Genomic DNA, 18,127 nt, shown 5'->3' with positions numbered 1-18,127 from the left:
GTGTTACCAGTGATTAAAGTCACAATATTGAAACCAATGCAGCGGTGAAACAATTACAACCCACCTTCCGCCCTTTAACTATCACACCGTGATAATTTTCGTCTTGCACGAGTCTGAACTTCCTGCTGTGCAAAAGTTTCAGACCTTCATAGGAAGAAATACCCCTTCTTCAATCAATTCTCAACAAGTAACGACTGTTGACTGGAAATTCCCTCAAAATTGATGCAAACCTCATGGCTTGGTCAAAAATACCTGAATGTGATACTCATCTCAAATCCGCCCTTCATCGGAATTATTCATCTCTGTTCCCTTCCTCTGTATCCTCTGCGTCCTCTGTGGTTTAATCCTTCCGATCTAACCGGAATTGATATCAAAGGGCCGGACGTGGGGTGTAAGACACCAGAAAAATGATAATTTGGCACACTAAGTACCCAAGAGCAGGTATTAGGTCGCTTGACGACAGGAAATCAGGTTTTCCGGGTTAACGTTTCTCTGCTTCGCCAATGAGGGTAAAAGCGGCCCAATCTACAGGATTAGGATGTTTGACCAATGTCACCAGCATGGCTTTCCGCAGCGCTTGGGCAATATCAGGCGTTAGCTGCATCTGCCGATAAAATTCCGCCATCAAGTCGGCTGTTGATTCATCAGATACTGACCACAGAGAAACTACAACACTCGGAACGCCTGCTGCAATAAACGAACGTGATAAACCAATGATGCCATCACCTGTAATACGACCGCGACCCGTATTGCAAGCACTCAAAACAACAAGTTCGGCATTCAACCTCAAATTGAAAATTTCGCTAGCAGTGAGTAAACCACTGTCATCCTTGCTTGGGGCAAGTGCGATGACTCCAGGTACGCCCAATCCCTCCACGTCATCCAGGATGCCATGAGTTGCTAAATGCACGATGCGCGATCGCTCTATTTGCTGTAAAACTGCTACTTTTGTCGCTTTGTCGCCTGTGAGCGGTTCAGCATTCAAAAGTTGAGCGATCGCGATCGCTTCGGCTTCAGAGTGTGGGAGTGATGACAGTTGTTGAGGAGGTTGGTTCGTCGCAAAGGCAATACTTGGCATGGTAGGATTCCCAACGACTAGCGCACCTTTTCCTGAAGCAAGCTGTTGCTGTTTCTTTGTTAAAGACAGCACTTGAATTGAAGGTGCTGTTAAAATTGTATGTTTTTCTATCAAGTAGTTTCCCGAAGTATCTTGCAACGCGGCAAAGGGAACTAAGAACAAAGATTCATGAGGAATAAAGGTAATTCGCGACGTGGGATCTTGAGGTAGAAGATCAGCAATTGGTTCGATCAGTAGTTGATAAAGCTCTTGCAATGACGGGTCTAAAAATCGTTGCTCGACAATAGGCCGGATTGGCGTGGGATTTGTACCTGGTTGGGATCGCTGCTTGCTTCGCAGGCAACTGGGAATGAAGCAACGACCTTCAGTAATTAAGGCTTTTAATGAAGTTTTTTCCTCAACCAAACCTTTCAAACTGATGCGACGAAAGTCAATTTTTCCGGTCGGCTGCATTACCCAGATATAAAGTTCTGAATCTTGCAGCTTTCTTTGACCATCAGCTTCTCTAACTTCTTTGATAATCGAGTAAGAAACTAAAGTAGAATTTTGTTGTTTAGCTATTTGCTGAATTTCCTGGATGTTTAGCGGTTTTATTTGACTTTCAGATGACTTTAGGGTAGCCTGTGCTGACTGGGAATAAAAACGGTTGGTCAATAATCTAACAAAAGCTTGCGCCCGTCCCCGCTCTGTTATTTCTAGCGCTTTCTTATGCTGATTTTGATTAGCAAGCACTTCTTGCAACGTACTATAACTTGTTTCTTGGGTCTCAAAAATTGAAACTAAATTGAGGTCGTTATTTTCTAAATTTAACCGCAGAGATTCCCAAATTTCAATGGCTGAAAATAAAGCTTTGATAGCTTCTGCTGGTTGCTCTGCTTTGTATAAAGCGTCACCTAAATTTGTGAGTGCGCGGCCTTCAGCGTGGCGATCGCTCAGTTCTCTGGCTATGGCTAAACTTTGTTGGTGAGACTCAATCGCTTGACGATAATTTTTGACAGCATAATAAGCAATTCCTAAATTCTCTAGAGCACGACCTTGAACGAAGCGATCGCCCAGTGCTGAGGCGATCGCTAAACTTTGTTTCTGATCATCAATTGCTTTGGCATAATCGGTTAGGGAATAGTGTACTAATCCCAAATTGCTCAAAGCAAGAGCTTCGCCTCGGCGATCGCGCTGCTGTTTAGCGATCGCTAAACTTTGGTCTTGATATTCAACTGCCTTTTTATAGTCTTTTTGGGCATAGTAAAGTAATCCCAGATTTCTCAGAACACTCGCCTCTAAATCAGCCGATTTGAGGGAATGCGCTACTTCCAAACTTTGCTCGTAGTATTCGATTGCTTTTTTATAATTGCCAATCGCGCCGTAAGCAGCTCCCAAACCAATAAAAGCTTGTCCCTTTCCCAATAAATCGTCCCTGGATTCAGCTTGTGCTAAACGCTGCTGGTGGTAAGAAATTGCTTTTTCATAATCTCCGATCGCGTAGTAAGTCGCGCCTAGATTGTTGAGCGCGTAGCCTTCCCTAGCACGATCGCGGGAGAGTCTCGCCAGCTCTAAATTCTGCTGGTAGCAGGCGATCGCTTTGCTGTAGTCTTTTGGCGCAGTCTGGAGAGGCAATCCTGGTTGCTGCCCCAGTAATTGTTCCTCAGTTAAGCATTGAGCAGCACTCGGTGTCAGGCTTGCTAAGTTTTGCGGTTCGCGATTTCGATCGCCATTAAGCTGGCTCAATTGTTGAGCGGCAAGAATATTAGGATTTCCTGGCTGTGTATTAGAGACTTGCACTGAGACAGGTACAGTGGCTGCCGCAGTTGGTATTGCATCTGAGTTTGCAAGCGTTGGTACGAGTGGTGTGATGGTTGGGAGACGTAATGGTTCTGGCACGCCCCTTTCTGGGGGCAGCGTAGGAGCTAACCCAGAGGAAGGAAATTCTAATGGTTCTACCACGCCCATTTCTGGCGGCAGCGTGGGAGTTAACCCAAGGGTAGGGGTAGGAGTAGGAGTATCTGGTTGCGATACACCTGAGCCTAGAGGTGCGATCGCAGGGAATTGAATCCCAGGTGGTGCGAGTGCAGCAATTGTTGGCGGTTCTGGCGGTAGTAGGGGAGCTAACCCACCACTCCCAAAGCCGAAAGCTTGCTCAATCTCTAATCGTGGACTGTCCAAAACAAGGGTAGGAGCGGTCAGAGATATTAATCGGCTGCCACTGGTATCAATGCTGTTGGGGTTATTGCTGCTCGTAGCGAGGCGAATCCTACCCTCATAGGTCAGGATAGTACCCGGAGCGATCGCGTTCCCAGCTTGTAAAGTGATGTTTCCATCTGGTAGGCCAATCTCAGCTACAGAGCTGAGGAAGCTGTTTTTGGCATTAATACTGTCACCAGAGGTGAGCAAACTGATGTTGCCTCCTCCAGAAAGGATAGAACCCGCTACAGTGATGTCTTCGTTGGAGCGGAGTACAATATTACCGCCAACCCCTGCACTCGTACTCGAATCTATTCTGTCTCCGGTGGCGCTAAGACTGGATTCGGCTTCAAGGAGAATCCCGCTACCCCCAGAAGTTATGTTGCCTACAGTAGTTAAACGACCCGCCCTAATCTCAATATTGCCACCCCTCCCTTGGGCAGATGTAGAATTTAAAGCGCCAATATTGAGCGTGATTCGGTCAAGTGGCTCATTCCGAAAACCCATCGCGCTATCGCCGGAAATAATATCTCTGACACTAACATCGGTTCCATAAATCTCGATTGCGCCACCTTGCCCCGTGCTGGAACTTGAATTTATTACCCCACTGACTTTGACTTCGCCTAGGATCGATAACTCGATCTCGCCACCTCCAGAAATGACATTTCCAAGAGTTACAGGCCCTGTATTTACTTTGATCTGACCTCCAACTCCACCGCTATAGCTGGAATTTAGGGTACTATTGCTAGCGTTAAAGTAACCATCATTAAACACATAAATGCGACCGCCACCGGAGGTTATATTACCAGTCACAATATCACCCCCAGTATCACCCCCACCAGCTTTGAGTTTGATCGCGCCTCCCACTCCTGTGTTAGAACTCGAATCAAAATTCCTGGCGCTGATGCTGCTGTTGTTGAAGCTGAGACTATTGAGGCTGATACTGCCACCGTTTGAGGTAATGTTTCCGACTGCAATGCTACCAAATGCCAAAAGCCCTACATCGCCACCTGCATTGCCGCTGCCAGAGCTGAGCTCGCCGACGCCGATCGCACCTGATTGACTGCTGAGGGTAATGTTGCCACCGCTAGAGAGAATATTTCCCGTTGCTATATTGCCGTAAGCATTGAGAGAGATGTTAGCCCCTCCGCTGCCACCAGTCGCGTTCAGAGTGCTCGCACCGGTGTCGATCGCACCTTGATTGCTAAGCAAGCTGATCTCGCCTGCCGTGATTCCGCTAGTGTCGATGTTGCCGGCACTGATGTTGCCTTCTCCATAAAGGGTGACTTTGCCTCCGTTTCCAAGGAAGCTAGAGGTTGTAATTCCACCCGCGGCGATCGCGTTTGTCCCATATAGGAAAATTGACCCACCGTTACCGGTTATCGAGGAAGCGTTCAAGGTGCTGGCGCTCGTATTGATGCTTCCCCCCGTGCTGTAGAGGGTAATATTGCCGGCATTGCCCGTTAAACTTGAAGTATCCAGGTTTTCCGCTGCGATATCCCCGGACGCTACCAGCGCGAGATCTCCGCCATTTGAAGTAATGGATGCTGCTTGAATGCTGTTTGCAGCGCCTAAAAAAACTGAACCTGCGATCGCGATATTGCCAACTTGAATGCTGGCAGGTGAAGAACTGGCGGGTGCTAGAGTGCTGTTTTCAGCGAGGGGAGTGGGTAGGTTGCCAGCCGTAAAAACCAACTGCGGTCGATCGCTAGATGCAGAACTGATAGCGAGATCGCCGGCTGCGATCGCGCCTTCGGCTTGCACTCCCAGAGAAGCGCCTGCGTAATTACCAAAAGAGACGTTGCCGCCTGAGACAATTGTAGAACCGCCTGAACTTGCGAAGTTGCCGGGACTACCTTGAAGTGTGGCAATTGAGAAATCGCTGCCAGCTCTGAATAGGGCATCACCGGATACAGTACCGTTACTGGTAAGTGTGATGCGGCCGCCAGCGCTCAGTAAGCTTTGGGAGTGATTGCGCGCCTGGATGTCTATTTGGCGATCGCCCTGCACGGTTAGGTTTCCACCCGCATCAGTAACAAAAGAGTTAGCCACGCTGTCGCGGATACGGACAATTTCCCCCGCTTGCAATTTCAAGTCACCGGTTGTTTGTAGTTGCCTGTTTACTAGAGTCAGGTTACGCGCGGCTGACACAGTAGCCGTTTGAGCAGACACTGCTAAATTTGGGTTCGCACCTGTTGCCTGAGTGTCGGCGATCGCCACATCGCCAGCTTCTACCCGCAAGTCTGAATTCGTTAGCTGTACGCTTCCGTCGCTGTTAACTGTAACGCCTGTAGCGTTGCTGCTACCTCCTGTCAGCAGTTGGGACAGGGTGAGGGGACTCAACGGCACAGAAGCAGAATCTAGATTAGAAGAGGGGGTAATTTCTAAACTCAGCAGATGGCCTGCTTGAGAAATGCGGACTAAGTTTTCTCCGGGCACCGATGCGATCGCAATTTGCCCGGAAGGTGCTGACAAAGTACCGGGGCTGAAAACTGTTCCGCCTATTAAAGCTAGCGTTTGCCCGTTAGTTACGCGCAGTTGACCGAAATTTGCGATCGCCCCTGGCTGAGCTGTACCAAAATTTAAAATGCTTGGCGTTCCTATCAGCATAGCGTATTCATTAACGCCAACTGCCTGAAACCAATTATTGCCCAATCCGATTCCGGTTGCTGTCGTTGCCAAGAATGAACCAGGCACGTTTAGTTGAGCGTTGGAACCAAAAACAAGCCCCGCTGGATTCATCAAAAATAAGTTAGAATTACCGCCTATTACTTGAATTAAACCGTTAATATAAGAAGCATCGCCACCCACAACTCGCCCTAAAATATTGCGGATATTGGGTTCAGAAATAAAGTTAACAATTTGACCGTCTTTGAGTCCAAACTGCTGAAAGCTATGAAAGAGATTAGTGCCGTCTTGTGAGCGCTGTCCCCCGTTAATGTTAAATTGATTGCCTGAGGCATTAACAGCAGTTCCTGTGCCATCAGGAGACGGAGTAATTTGCTGTCCTGTAGCAGTAGGTGAGAACAGTAAAAAACCTAAAGATACCACCCAAGTATAAGTAAACAGTTGCTGTTGATATTTTTGAGTTATTCTTGTTATAATCATTAGACTTATCCCTAAAATAAATTGTTTGCTGAGTGCGCTTAAATTATAATAAAACTTTTTCCTCAAAAAACATGAGTGGAGTTTAAGCTAAGCAAGTTAAAAAGTGCGCTCGTAGCTCAACTGGCGAACGTTTATAGAACCCATTTGAGATCGAAGCGGCTGCAAGCATTATCCGCATCAGGCTAATAACAATAGTCCGGAGAGTTTTTAGTTCCTAGTCTGAAACCCTTGATTTTTCCTTGGTAGTCCGATTGCCGAATCGCCTTAAAAGCCATATTCTACGGTTGGTTATCAAAAACTGTCCGAAGTCTTGTAATAAAACAAAGATTAACCTTGCCACTCGCATCAACCAGAGTTCTATCAAAATTACTGACGAGGATTTTGCACGTCTCTATCCAAGCATTTGCCCCTTCTCTTCCCCTACCTTGTCACAACCGGAAAAAACAAGGATTCGAGGATGATCCACTCTTCGTCTGTGAGGCTGGTAGAGTAGGGCATAACTGCTGGATAGGAATTTTGCAGTCACTTTACTTCAATACAGTAAAAAATGTCAAATGGGTTGTATAAAAGCGATCGCCCTTCCCACTCCCCCATCCCCTAAAGCCCGTGAAGCGTACCTATCCCACAGGGAATCGCCCTTTTATCCAAAATCAAAATAAGTAGACAGACAAAAAAATCTGTCCGCCTACTTAATCGCTAACTAGAAATCACTCCCACTCGATCGTTCCCGGTGGCTTAGAAGTAATATCGTAAACTACTCGGTTCACCCCCTTAACCTCATTCACAATCCGATTCGAGATCAGTTCCAACAAATCGTAAGGAACCCGCGCCCAGTCAGCCGTCATCCCGTCTTCACTCTTAATAAATCGCAAGACGATCGGGTAAGCATAAGTACGCTGATCGCCCATCACGCCTACACTGCGAATCGGCAGCAAAACTGCAAAAGCTTGCCAAAGTTCACCGTACAATCCGTGCCGGTTAATTTCTTGGCGAACAATGAAGTCAGCATCCCGCAAAATATTTAGTCTCTCTGCGGTAACTTCTCCTATAATCCGAATCGCCAATCCCGGGCCAGGGAAAGGTTGTCGGTTCACGATCTCTTCGGGAAGCCCGATCGACCGGCCGACTTTTCGCACCTCATCCTTAAACAGTTTTCGCAGCGGTTCAATCAGCTTAAATCGCAAATCTTTCGGCAAACCGCCGACGTTGTGATGGCTTTTAATTTTAACAGCAACTCGTTCGCCGCTTTTCGGGTCTGCATTAGTGTCAGCCGACTCAATCACATCAGGATAAAGAGTACCTTGGGCGAGGTAGTCGAAGGGGCCTAGACGCTTCGATTCTTCTTCAAATACGTTAATAAATTCGTGACCGATCCGCTTGCGTTTTACTTCAGGATCGGTAATCCCTTCAAGTTGAGCTAAAAAGCGTTCGCGAGCATTAACATACTCAACATCAATGTGGAATTGCTCTTTAAATAATTTTACCAACCGTTCTGGTTCATACTTCCGCATAAACCCTTGGTCGATAAACATACAGGTAAGTTGGTCACCGATCGCCTTGTGCAGCAAGAAAGCCAAAGTAGAAGAATCTACACCACCGGATAGAGCCAGCAAAACTCGTTTATCCCCCACTTGCTCTCGAATTTCTCGAATCGATTCCTCCACAAAAGTAGCGGTCGTCCAAGTTGGTTCGCACTCGCAAATGTGGTAAACAAAATTGCGAATTAAAGCTATTCCCCCGATCGAGTGAACTACTTCTGGGTGAAACTGAACGCCGTACAAATTTTTCTCGTGGTGAGCAACAGCAGCACACGGAGTATTGTCAGTGTGAGCGAGGATCTCAAAACCCGTCGGCAGTTGAGTACACGAGTCTCCGTGGCTCATCCACATCGTGCTGCCCTCTTCGACATTTGTCAGCAAATCCGTAGGATCGTCAATAAATAGCGATGCCTTGCCGTATTCTGCTAATTTCGAGCGCTCAACCGTGCCTCCGAGCTGCTTGACCATCAACTGCATCCCGTAGCACACTCCCAACACCGGTATTCCCAAATTCCAAATTTCTGGGTCGCAGTGGGGTGCTTTTTCATCGTATACAGAACTCGGGCCTCCTGAAAGAATAATTCCTTTAGGATTGATAGCTTTTAACTGTTCTGCAGTAGTCCGGTAAGAAATAACTTCTGAATATACTTGAGTTTCGCGAATTCGACGAGCAATCAGTTCGGAATATTGCGAACCGAAATCTAGAATCACGATGATCTGGCGCTCTATCTGCTCCACAAAAGAGTTTGTGAGAACTGATTCTGTTTCTATTTGAGTAGTCACGGTTATTGCGTAATTGCTAATTGCTAATTGGGCTGAAAGTAGGGGAGGTATTTGTCGCGGCTTCACTACAAGACTGAGGAACGCGAGCAAGCATTAGTCGCTAGGAATAAATCTTATTTATACTAGATTGCAGTCAGCCCTCGTAGTCGATTAATAGGGTCTAAGGGAAGCATAGATTTACTGCAATCCTTACCCTAATTAATTGAAATCTGGCTTCAAAAACTGCGTCCCCAAGCAACCTAGTATAATTAAGGTCTAGGGACAAAGAATTATTACTTGTTAAATATTATCCCTGAGCGATGTTTTAAACAGAATTCAGGGATATTCACACTACATTAACAAATTTGGGTCAAAAATGTATCTCCTATATCACTTTTAACAATAATTTTGCGATCGCGCCCGAACATCACCGATCCCACGGAGATGTGCAAGTTAGTGTGAGTAAAAATGCAATCCGATGAGCGCAAGTCTATTTGTCGGGCGATGTCGCCGTAAATTCGATCGACCCAATTGCTCCCAAACTCGGCGTCCAAAGCGCGCAGTTGTCCGAGAGCCTCTTCGGCTGTCGCTGCGGCAAAAATTGCGGAACACGCATCCGCAGGCATCCCAGCTTTAGCACAGTAAGCTGTGAGAATTTCCCTGCGCCCGTCAGCGAGGTGGTGGTGAGTGTGAAAAATTCCCGCCGCCAATTTCATCAGTTTCCCGTGATAGCCAAACAGCAAAATTGACTGCACGCCTTGATATCCTGCTTCTACCAGCAGCGGGCCGAGCCAGTTAGCGGTTTTGACTAGCCTCTCAGGATTAATCCCCAGTTGTCGCGCTAAATCCAAGCCGTTTTCGCCGATGCAGAAAACCAAACAGTCAAACAGTTCGGCTTTTTGTTGCAGTTGTTCGCGGTAAAGTTCCAACTGTCCAGGGGCACTCAGGGGTTGAGAAATGCCTGTTGTACCCAGCAGCGAAAGTCCTTCTACCACGCCGAAAGCTTCGTTAGAAGTGCGGGTGGCTAGTTGCCGCCCAGACGGCAGAATCAGGGTGACAGTAATTTTTTCGGACGGTGAGAGTTCTAGGCTGAGATTCGATCGCAACAGTCGCATTGCGTAATCATAAATTGCCGCTCCTCCACCTGCTTTATGATGTCCAATTCCCTCCCCGCCAACAATCTGTATTTGTTCCCCCTCTCCTTCTCTCCGCAATTCCACCATTGCCCAAACGGGGGTATTGCGAGTCAGATCGAGATTTTCCCCCGGATCGGAGCGAGTCACGGCTAAAGCGGTATCAGTTTTGAGTACAGACGCCTGTTCGATCGGAATTTCTGCCGTTATTTGCGGTTCCAGTAAATTTACTGATACGCTCTCTAGAGAGTGAATACCCTCACGCAAGCACCGCAAAGCTGCAAGTGCGGCCGCACAGGCAAATACTGGCAGTGTATACCCGGATAAAGGTTGAGTTTTGGTCACGCTCAAATGCACAAATACGTAAATTTGCTGGCGATCGACATCACGCCTTAGCACTGATACCCCTCAAACATTTAAGTTTAATTCTAGGGTTTGCTATTATCTGCAGTTAGCGCAATTTTTGTCAACTATAATTTTGTCCTGTGAGTTGCCTGGAAGCAAGCAACACTTTTTTGAGGTGCGTTAGCGAAGCCCTCGTAGAGGATTGCCAATAAGCCACTCCGAAGCTTTATCGGCACCTGGGGGCGATTTTCACAAAAAACCCGGACTCTCGATCGCGAGCGCTGGCACGAACAAACGGATTCCACGAATTAGGTAGAAATAGTTAGCACCTATACTCCGCAAGTCGATCGTCTTTCATTTTATAGATTTAGCTAGCCGTAAAGATTTGAGAACCGAGTGAACTCGCGCGAAATTTGCTTTTGCCCTTGGGGGCCTTGTTTGAGGCGGAATTCGAGCAATTTTTGGTAGGCGAAATGCTACGCTCGCTTCCTGGTTAATCCCTAAAACCTACTTTTTTACACTTAGCAGATTTATATCTCCCAACCGGTTGATGTCCTATCGATCGCAAGTCATTTATATTGATCGGAATTACCCGGACGTGCCAGTCCTACTTTTGAGCTAACCTCTTGAAGGTGGGGCTGGTTTTATCTAACCCCCTGTTACTTCAATTCTCCAATCTAAAATTTAAAATCTAAAATCTAAAATCGATTGACTATGTTTGAACCAGTTGCAGAGTTAAATGAACCTCTATCTCTTCAGACTCCTGAAATACTAGACAATCAAATATCTCAGCTCGTTTTACCTCCAAAAACTGATCTCAAAATTTCTAAACAAGAGGTTCGATCCACCCTGAAAGCCTCAACTCTAGACGGCGTTTTTGCGGCTGTCTTCGAGTCGGCGACTGGCGGCGTGCTGCTGAGCAACTTCTTGCTGCAACTCGGGGCGAGCAGCGTGGAAATAGGTATATTCTCGGCTATTCCGATGGTGGTAAATCTCCTGCAACCACTAGGAGCCTACATCGCAGACCGTACAACCAGCCGCCACTGGTACAACCTATTTGTATTCGGCGCATCGCGGCTGCTGTGGCTGGTGCTGGCAGTGATAATTGTTTGGGGTTCCCAGCACCCAGACTCCCACCAACTGCTGCAATGGACGCTGGTAACAGTCGTAGCAGCTAGCGTGCTGGCAGCTTTTGCCAATTCTAGCTGGTTCAGTTGGATGGCTGCTGTGGTTCCTCAGCGCTTGCGGGGACGCTATTTTGGCTTTCGCAACAGTGCTGTCAGCCTCATCACTTTGCTGGGAGTGCCGCTTATGGGATTGGGAGTGTCAACTTTGGATGGCGGTCCTATTTTTGGCTACGGTATTGTTTTATTTGTGGGTGTTTGGGCGGGAATGATTAGTTTGGGGTGTCAATTCTTTATGGTTGATGTGAATCCCCAGGTATACAAAAAAGATGCACAGAACGATCGACTTACAGAGAAAAAAGCAACATATTCAACATATTTTGTGCCTTCTGTGCTGAAAGATTCTAATTTTTTAATGTTTATTCTTTACTTCAGTGTGTGGACATTTGCTATTAATCTCAGCGCGCCTTTTTTTAATATCTACTTGCTGAAAGATTTAAGGTTGGATGTGAGTTTGGTAACGATTTACACCAGCTTAAGTTCCGGCGCCAATCTACTGCTGCTGATGTTTTGGGGTAAGTTGGCCGATCGCTGGGGAAATCGCCCGCTGCTAATTGCGGTTGGGCTGGTGGTGGCCTTAACGCCTTTGCTGTGGTTGGGTACGGGCAATTACCCGTTTGCCCTATGGGTGTGGCTGCCGTTGCTGCACTTGTTGGGGGGAACGACGTTAGGCGCGATCGGGCTGTGTACTAACAATATTCAAATGGAGATAGCGTCGATCAAGCAACCTTCAACTTATTTTGCGATCGCCGCAGCGGTTTCGGGATTAGCTGGGGCTTTGGGAACTACCGCCGGCGGCTTTCTTGCCGAACTTCCGGGCATGAGTTTGGGAGCACTGTTTGCCCTCTCGGCTGCTGTGCGGCTGGTAGGCTTGCTGCCTTTGCTTTTGGTGCGAGAACCTCGTAGCCAGTCCCTGCGGTCGATCGTCCCGACTTTTGGACGTTTCAAATTTAACCGGGGCTAGGAAATTTTCGCACAAATTTCCCGATCGAGAAACCAGAAAAGCCCACAGATGGTTAAAAACTTCGAGCACATCGCAGAAAATCTGAGAGTCGCTGCAACAAATTTTAATCTAAAACCTAGTTCACATCTGCTATCTGTTCGGCCAATACCTCACTATTATCTTGCAGCTAACTGACAAATTGATCGGATATAGCTGTTCTAAAAACTCACCAGGCAGAGCATAAATGTGTTTAAATGTTGGTTAGCTATGGCGTCGGAGCGCTACTCCTGTTAGGAGAATCGAGCCTTTTCCCAGAATCAAAGCTACTATTTCACGCTCTACATTTTTTACGTTTTAAGACAATCGAGCCTTTTCCCAGAATTAAAGCTACTATTTCACACTGTAAACATTTTAAGTTAAGAATCATAAATAAAATTAAATTTTTAATACAACCAACTAGACTAGATGGTGTTTTGGGACTAATATCCTGAGAATCGAAATAGCTAAAGATTGCCCAGCCAGATAACAATAGGGTAGAGCAAGAAATTAGGAGGGCTCGCCTGACGCTACAGAAAAACGGCAAGTGGCAATTCTGTTCTAACCGATTACCAATGACAGGTCGCTATCAAATCTCAAATTCAAAGAGAGAATATAAAAATGACGAAACCAGGGAAACGTCTGATAGTTTGCTGTGATGGAACTTGGAACAAACTAGATACTCAGTGCCCAACTAATGTGGTTAAGCTTGCCCAGGCCGTGAAACGGACAGCCAGTGACGGGGTTCCGCAGATCGTGTTTTATGACGAGGGAATTGGAGTAGACAGTAACAAGATTGTGGGCGGAGTCACTGGGCTGGGAATCGATAAAAATATCCAAGATGCCTATCGTTTTCTTTCTTTCAACTACGATCAGGGTGACGCAATCTATCTATTCGGCTTCAGTCGCGGTGCTTACACAGTCAGGAGTCTAGCGGGGATGATCTATTGCTCCGGGCTCCTATCCCGCCGTAACGTTACCATGGCATCACAAGCTTACGAGCTTTACCGTAAGCGAGAGATTTCACCAAAGCATCCGGAAGCAAAGAGTTTCCGCGAAAAGTACGGCAAAGATAAGGGCGATCGCGTCCCGATTACCTTGCTTGGTTGTTTCGACACCGTTGGAGCCCTTGGTATTCCTCTTGTACCCGCCTTGAAGAAGTTTGAGGGACAGATCAAAACAAGGTACAAATTCCACGACACCACTTTAAATAAGGATATTGAGAATGCGTTGCACGCCGTTGCGATCGACGAAATTCGCGAAGTCTTTGATGTTACCCTGATGAAGAAAAATCCTGATGCCCCGAACCAGAAGCTTCGTCAAGTTTGGTTTCCAGGCGCGCATAGCTGCATCGGCGGTGGTATGCCAGAATCCCGCGGGTTATCAGATGCTGTCTTGAAGTGGATGTTGGATCAAATCAGTGACTTTGAATTGAAGCTTGAATTCGATCCAGATGCCATTGAGGATATCAAGCCTGATTATAAGGCTCCATTTAAAAACGATCCTGGGTTCTTCAAATGGGCAGGAATCAAGTGGCGCGAGGTGGGGGAGACCATTGAGGATCTTCATGAAAGCGCGATCGAGCGATTGGAAAAACGCCAAGACTATCGGCCTAAGAATCTGCAAAAGATTCTCTCCAAAGTAATTGAAAATCGAGAAAAATGATAAAAATTTATCAAACTCTCAGAACCGAACATCAGAAAATTTTGTAATATACCTAATCTACAACAATCGAAAGGAAAAGGAATCATGACAAGAGATACATCTAGAGATGGATTGAGCAACAAAGCTTTAGCATATACGTTGACTCATTTCAAACCAATTTGGGACTTAGTTCAAAGTTACGAGCCTCTGAAACGTAAACTAAACAAATTTTTTCTCAATAGCATCATTTACAAACTTCCGACTCGCCCGCTTCCCTATAGCTTAATGGGCTTAGATCCCAAAATTCCAGGGACAGATCTTCCCAAAAAAACTGATACCTACATCTCTTGGGATTCACTTACAGACAAGACTTATACTGGACGACATTTACCTCCCGACCCAGAATTTAACAAAGAAGGGAATTTACCACCACTGGATAAATTAAAGACCTTATTCCAAAAAAGAGATGGAAAAACCATTTATTCCGAAAAATCGACTCTGCTCTTTCCCTATTGGGTGCAGTGGTTTACAGATAGTTTTCTGCGGATAGATCAGCAAAACCGCTTCAAAAATACCTCCAACCATCAGATTGATATGTGTAATGTTTACGGGTTGACCCGCAAACAAACAAATATGCTCAGAGCTTTCAAAGACGGTAAATTTAAAACCCAAAAACTCCAGCGCAAAGATGGCGTAGAAGAAGAGTATCCACTCTTTTATTATGCAGATCCTGAGCAGGGTATTATCGATCCTCAATTTGAAGGTCTTCATGCACCCCTTAATGATGAGAAAAGACAACCCCCCGAAAAGAAAGGCAAGCTATTTGCAATGGGAGTTGAACGGGCAAACGTCCAAATTGGCTATGTCATGCTCAACACTTTATGTATCAGGGAGCATAATCGAATTTGTGATGTTTTGTCCAAAAGCTATCCGGAATGGGACGACGAGAGGCTCTTCCAAACCGCGAGAAATATTCTCATGGTGATTGTTCTCAATATCATTATGGAAGAGTACATTTTCCACATTACGCCCTATAATTTTAGGTTCTTTGCCGATCCTGAAGCTTTTACCAAGGAAAGTTGGTATCGAGAAAATTGGATGGCGATTGAGTTTAGTTTTGTCTATCGATGGCATAGTGCGCTCCCTGAAACCTTTATTTATGACGGCAAAGAAAAATCCATCTACGATTCCCTCTGGAATAATCAGATGTTAATCGATAAAGGGTTGGGTGCATTGATGGAAGAAAGTTGTTCCCAACCAGGCACTAGAATTGGTTTGTTTAACACACCTGATTTTCAGATCGCAGGAACACCCTATACATTTATTGATGCTACCGAACTAGCATCTGTTAAACTCGGACGGCAGGCGCAGTTAGCCAGTTATAACGATTACCGCGAAATGTGTGGTTATCCCAGGGTGACTGATTTCAATCAAATTACGGGTGACGAATACGCTCAACAGAAATTAAAAGAGTTGTACGGTCATGTTGATAAGATTGAATTATTTGTCGGATTGTACGCTGAAGATGTCCGCAAAAATTCAGCAATTCCGCCTTTAGTCGCACGGATAATTGGCATTGATGCTTTCTCCCAAGCTTTAACTAATCCTTTGTTATCGCCTAAAGTCTTCAATAAGGAAACTTTTTCCGAGGTGGGTTGGGAAATTATCCAAAATACCAAAACAGTCTCTGATTTAGTGAATCGTAATGTTCCTCCAAGCGATCCCAAATACAAAGTCTCCTTCGATCTTTAAGTTGTAGCTGACAATTAAGACTCAAGGTAGTGGGGGGCGCCAACACATCTGCGCCCTCAAAAATGAGGAAGAAAAAGGCGATCTTTTCGCAAGCGATCGGCAACGGCAATTCGGAAGAAATTGCACCAGCAGTTATACTGTTTAACAGATGCAACGGTTTGTGTAGAACCTTTTTTAGCGATTAACCGAAGGTTATGTTATGAACAAAAAGTTATTTACCGAATATCCCGAACAAGACGAACGCAAATATTACGATCTTTTGGTTGAGCAGGCCAAGCTTCGGATGGATAATCTATACGGCAATAAGGAACGGGCGCTGCGAGATACTCACGCCAAAACTCATGCGTGCGTTAAAGGAACTCTGGAAATTTTTGACTTTGATGAGGAAGCGATTAAACAGGAATTGGGCAAACGCGCTTCGTTAAGTTCTTCGCGACTCAATGCTATTTCCCTTAAGCAAGGTTTGCTAGCCAAACCCAAACAATATCCTGTTTGGTTGCGATTTGCTAACGGGGCTACCAAAGTATACCCTGATTACCAAAAAGATTCGCGCTCAATATCACTGAAAGTGATGGGGGTGGAAGGGGAACGACTCGCGCAAAGCCACGAGTCAAAAACCCAGGACATCATTGTTCACAATTCAGAGATATTTGTGAGCCAAACCATCAAAGATTACTACGGCTTTTTTTCTGCTCTTGTTGAATCACCAGATACATTGAAAAAGTGGCTAATTCGACATCCCAGACACTTTTTAGCTGTCTCAACGCTTACGGGTAGCCGGACTCCGAAGAGTTTGCTAACAGCAAAATATTGGAGCGGTTCACCGTCTGCTTTGGGTCTCAATTCCGATTTCGATCCCTCCCAGCCTGGTATAGTTCCTGTCGAATATCCGGCGGTAATTAAGTATGGGTTTACTCCGGTTTCATGCAAACCACCGCACGAGATAATTCCAGAACAATCTCGACCGGGAATTCCTAAAATTCCGTTTGTCGATCGCGCTAAAGCCTTGGGTTTAGATCCCAATAAACCAGACAATTATTACCGGGATGACCTAATTCAAGCCCTGGCGAAACCTGACGCTCAATACTGTTGGGATTTTGGCATTCAGTTCCAAACCAGCCTAAAAATGCCGATCGACGATGGCATCAATGTTTGGAAGGAAAAGGAATCACCCTTTTTGAGAGTAGGTCGTCTCACAGTCAAGCATCAGATTATTGATTATGAAAAACAATCTGATTTCAACGAAAACCTGAGATATTCTCCCTGGAACGGCTTAGCAGTTCATCGTCCAGTAGGTGCGATCAATCGGATACGCGGTGTTGTTTACCCCGTTGTAGCGAATTATCGCCTTCAAAAGCGAGGTCTTGTCCACCACGAACCAACCGGAGAAGAAACATTTTAAGGGATTAGATGTCTTGCAAAAAGAACACCAAACTAATTCCCTTACTAACTGGTATTGCTTTAATTACTTTGAGGGACTGCCTGGTCAACAGATTCAATTGCTAGAACCGTTTGATGGTGCTAAGTGAAGGAAAAATGCTTGTACAGCAAGCTTTTGAGCCATTCCGAGCTTAGGTTGAATTAAATGGATTTACTTATACTATTTGCTAAAAGTAACAGCTCATAGTAGATCGGCAAGTTGAACTCGTGACTCTTCCATCCACAAAACGCAAAATTAGTTTGCCGATCGCACCTTATCAAAAATCCCGTATGTGCGATCGGGAATTCGATTAAACCAGGTTTATTGCCGCTCGCCAACGTCAGTCTAGGATAGTCCAAATCCGTCGATCGCACTCATGAGTCAGTTGGTGCGAGCCTCTACGAGGGCTTCGCTAACGCACTCATCACTATGTGGCCGTTGCGTAAGTCCTGAATCAATTATATTATATTGTTACAAAAATATCTTATGAAGAGGACTTTATGCGAATACAGTATTTTTTGTCGATTTTCCCAATATTACTTGTACTCACGTTTCAGGATACCACAGTTGCCCAGTCTATAGACTCATTACCATCAAGGGCGATCGCCCCAACCGCAGCTCAAAACATTGCCCCGACTCTCAAAGAGGAAGTTAAAGATGACTTTGTAAAAGTTCCAGGTCAGATGACATCTGTTTCCGAAGTGTCCGACGTACAGCCTCAGGAGGTTAAAGATGACTTTGTAAAAGTTCCAGGTCAGGTGACATCTGTTTCTCAAGTGTCCGACATACAGCCTCAGGAGGTTAAAGATGACTTTGTAAAAGTTCCAGGTCAGGTGACATCTGTTTCTCAAGTCTCCGACATACAGCCTCATGAGGTTAAAGATGACTTTGTAAAAGTTCCAGGTCAGGTGACATCTGTTTCTCAAGTCTCCGACGTACAGCCTCAGGAGGTTAAAGATGACTTTGTAAAAGTTCCAGGTCAGGTGACATCTGTTTCTCAAGTGTC

8 protein-coding genes are annotated in these 18,127 nt (G+C 45.7%); 5 read left to right on the top strand and 3 right to left on the bottom strand.

All coding sequences use genetic code 11. From position 1 onward, the window contains the following. Positions 1-481: 481 nt before the first annotated feature. The 3 genes from QUA42_RS19845 to cbiD form a co-directional block, all read right to left on the bottom strand. Entirely contained in the window at positions 482-6,364 is a 5,883-nt protein-coding gene (locus QUA42_RS19845; RefSeq protein ID WP_333139390.1) for a CHAT domain-containing protein, read from the bottom strand. A 707-nt stretch (positions 6,365-7,071) separates the two neighbouring features. Further along, a complete protein-coding gene (gene guaA / locus QUA42_RS19840) occupies positions 7,072-8,673 on the bottom strand; it encodes a glutamine-hydrolyzing GMP synthase (protein WP_445301346.1) in 1,602 nt (533 codons plus the stop codon). 347 nt (positions 8,674-9,020) lie between these two features. Next, a complete protein-coding gene (cbiD, locus tag QUA42_RS19835; protein WP_333139427.1) occupies positions 9,021-10,142 on the bottom strand; it encodes a cobalt-precorrin-5B (C(1))-methyltransferase CbiD in 1,122 nt (373 codons plus the stop codon). A gap of 714 nt (positions 10,143-10,856) precedes the next feature. On the opposite strand from cbiD, the gene QUA42_RS19830 reads away from it, so the two are divergent. The 5 genes from QUA42_RS19830 to QUA42_RS19810 form a co-directional block, all read left to right on the top strand. Continuing rightward, positions 10,857-12,290, top strand: coding sequence for an MFS transporter (locus QUA42_RS19830; RefSeq protein ID WP_333139425.1), 1,434 nt, complete (start codon positions 10,857-10,859; stop codon positions 12,288-12,290). Between the two features lie 636 nt (positions 12,291-12,926). Next, complete coding sequence (locus tag QUA42_RS19825; protein WP_333139386.1) at positions 12,927-13,970, top strand: DUF2235 domain-containing protein; 1,044 nt, start codon at positions 12,927-12,929, stop codon at positions 13,968-13,970. A gap of 111 nt (positions 13,971-14,081) precedes the next feature. Then, complete coding sequence (locus tag QUA42_RS19820) at positions 14,082-15,701, top strand: peroxidase family protein (protein ID WP_333139384.1); 1,620 nt, start codon at positions 14,082-14,084, stop codon at positions 15,699-15,701. 199 nt (positions 15,702-15,900) lie between these two features. Continuing rightward, positions 15,901-17,103, top strand: a complete 1,203-nt coding sequence (locus QUA42_RS19815; protein ID WP_333139383.1) for a catalase — start codon at positions 15,901-15,903, stop codon at positions 17,101-17,103. A gap of 518 nt (positions 17,104-17,621) precedes the next feature. Continuing rightward, the coding region (locus tag QUA42_RS19810; RefSeq protein ID WP_333139381.1) for a hypothetical protein at positions 17,622-18,127 on the top strand (506 nt) is incomplete at its 3' end.

Origin of the sequence: Microcoleus sp. Pol11C2, assembly GCF_036701505.1 — a bacterium.
Classification (GTDB): Bacteria; Cyanobacteriota; Cyanobacteriia; order Cyanobacteriales; family Microcoleaceae; genus Microcoleus.
Note: the sequence above shows the minus strand (reverse complement) of the source record. Positions and strands in the feature narration are given on the sequence as shown.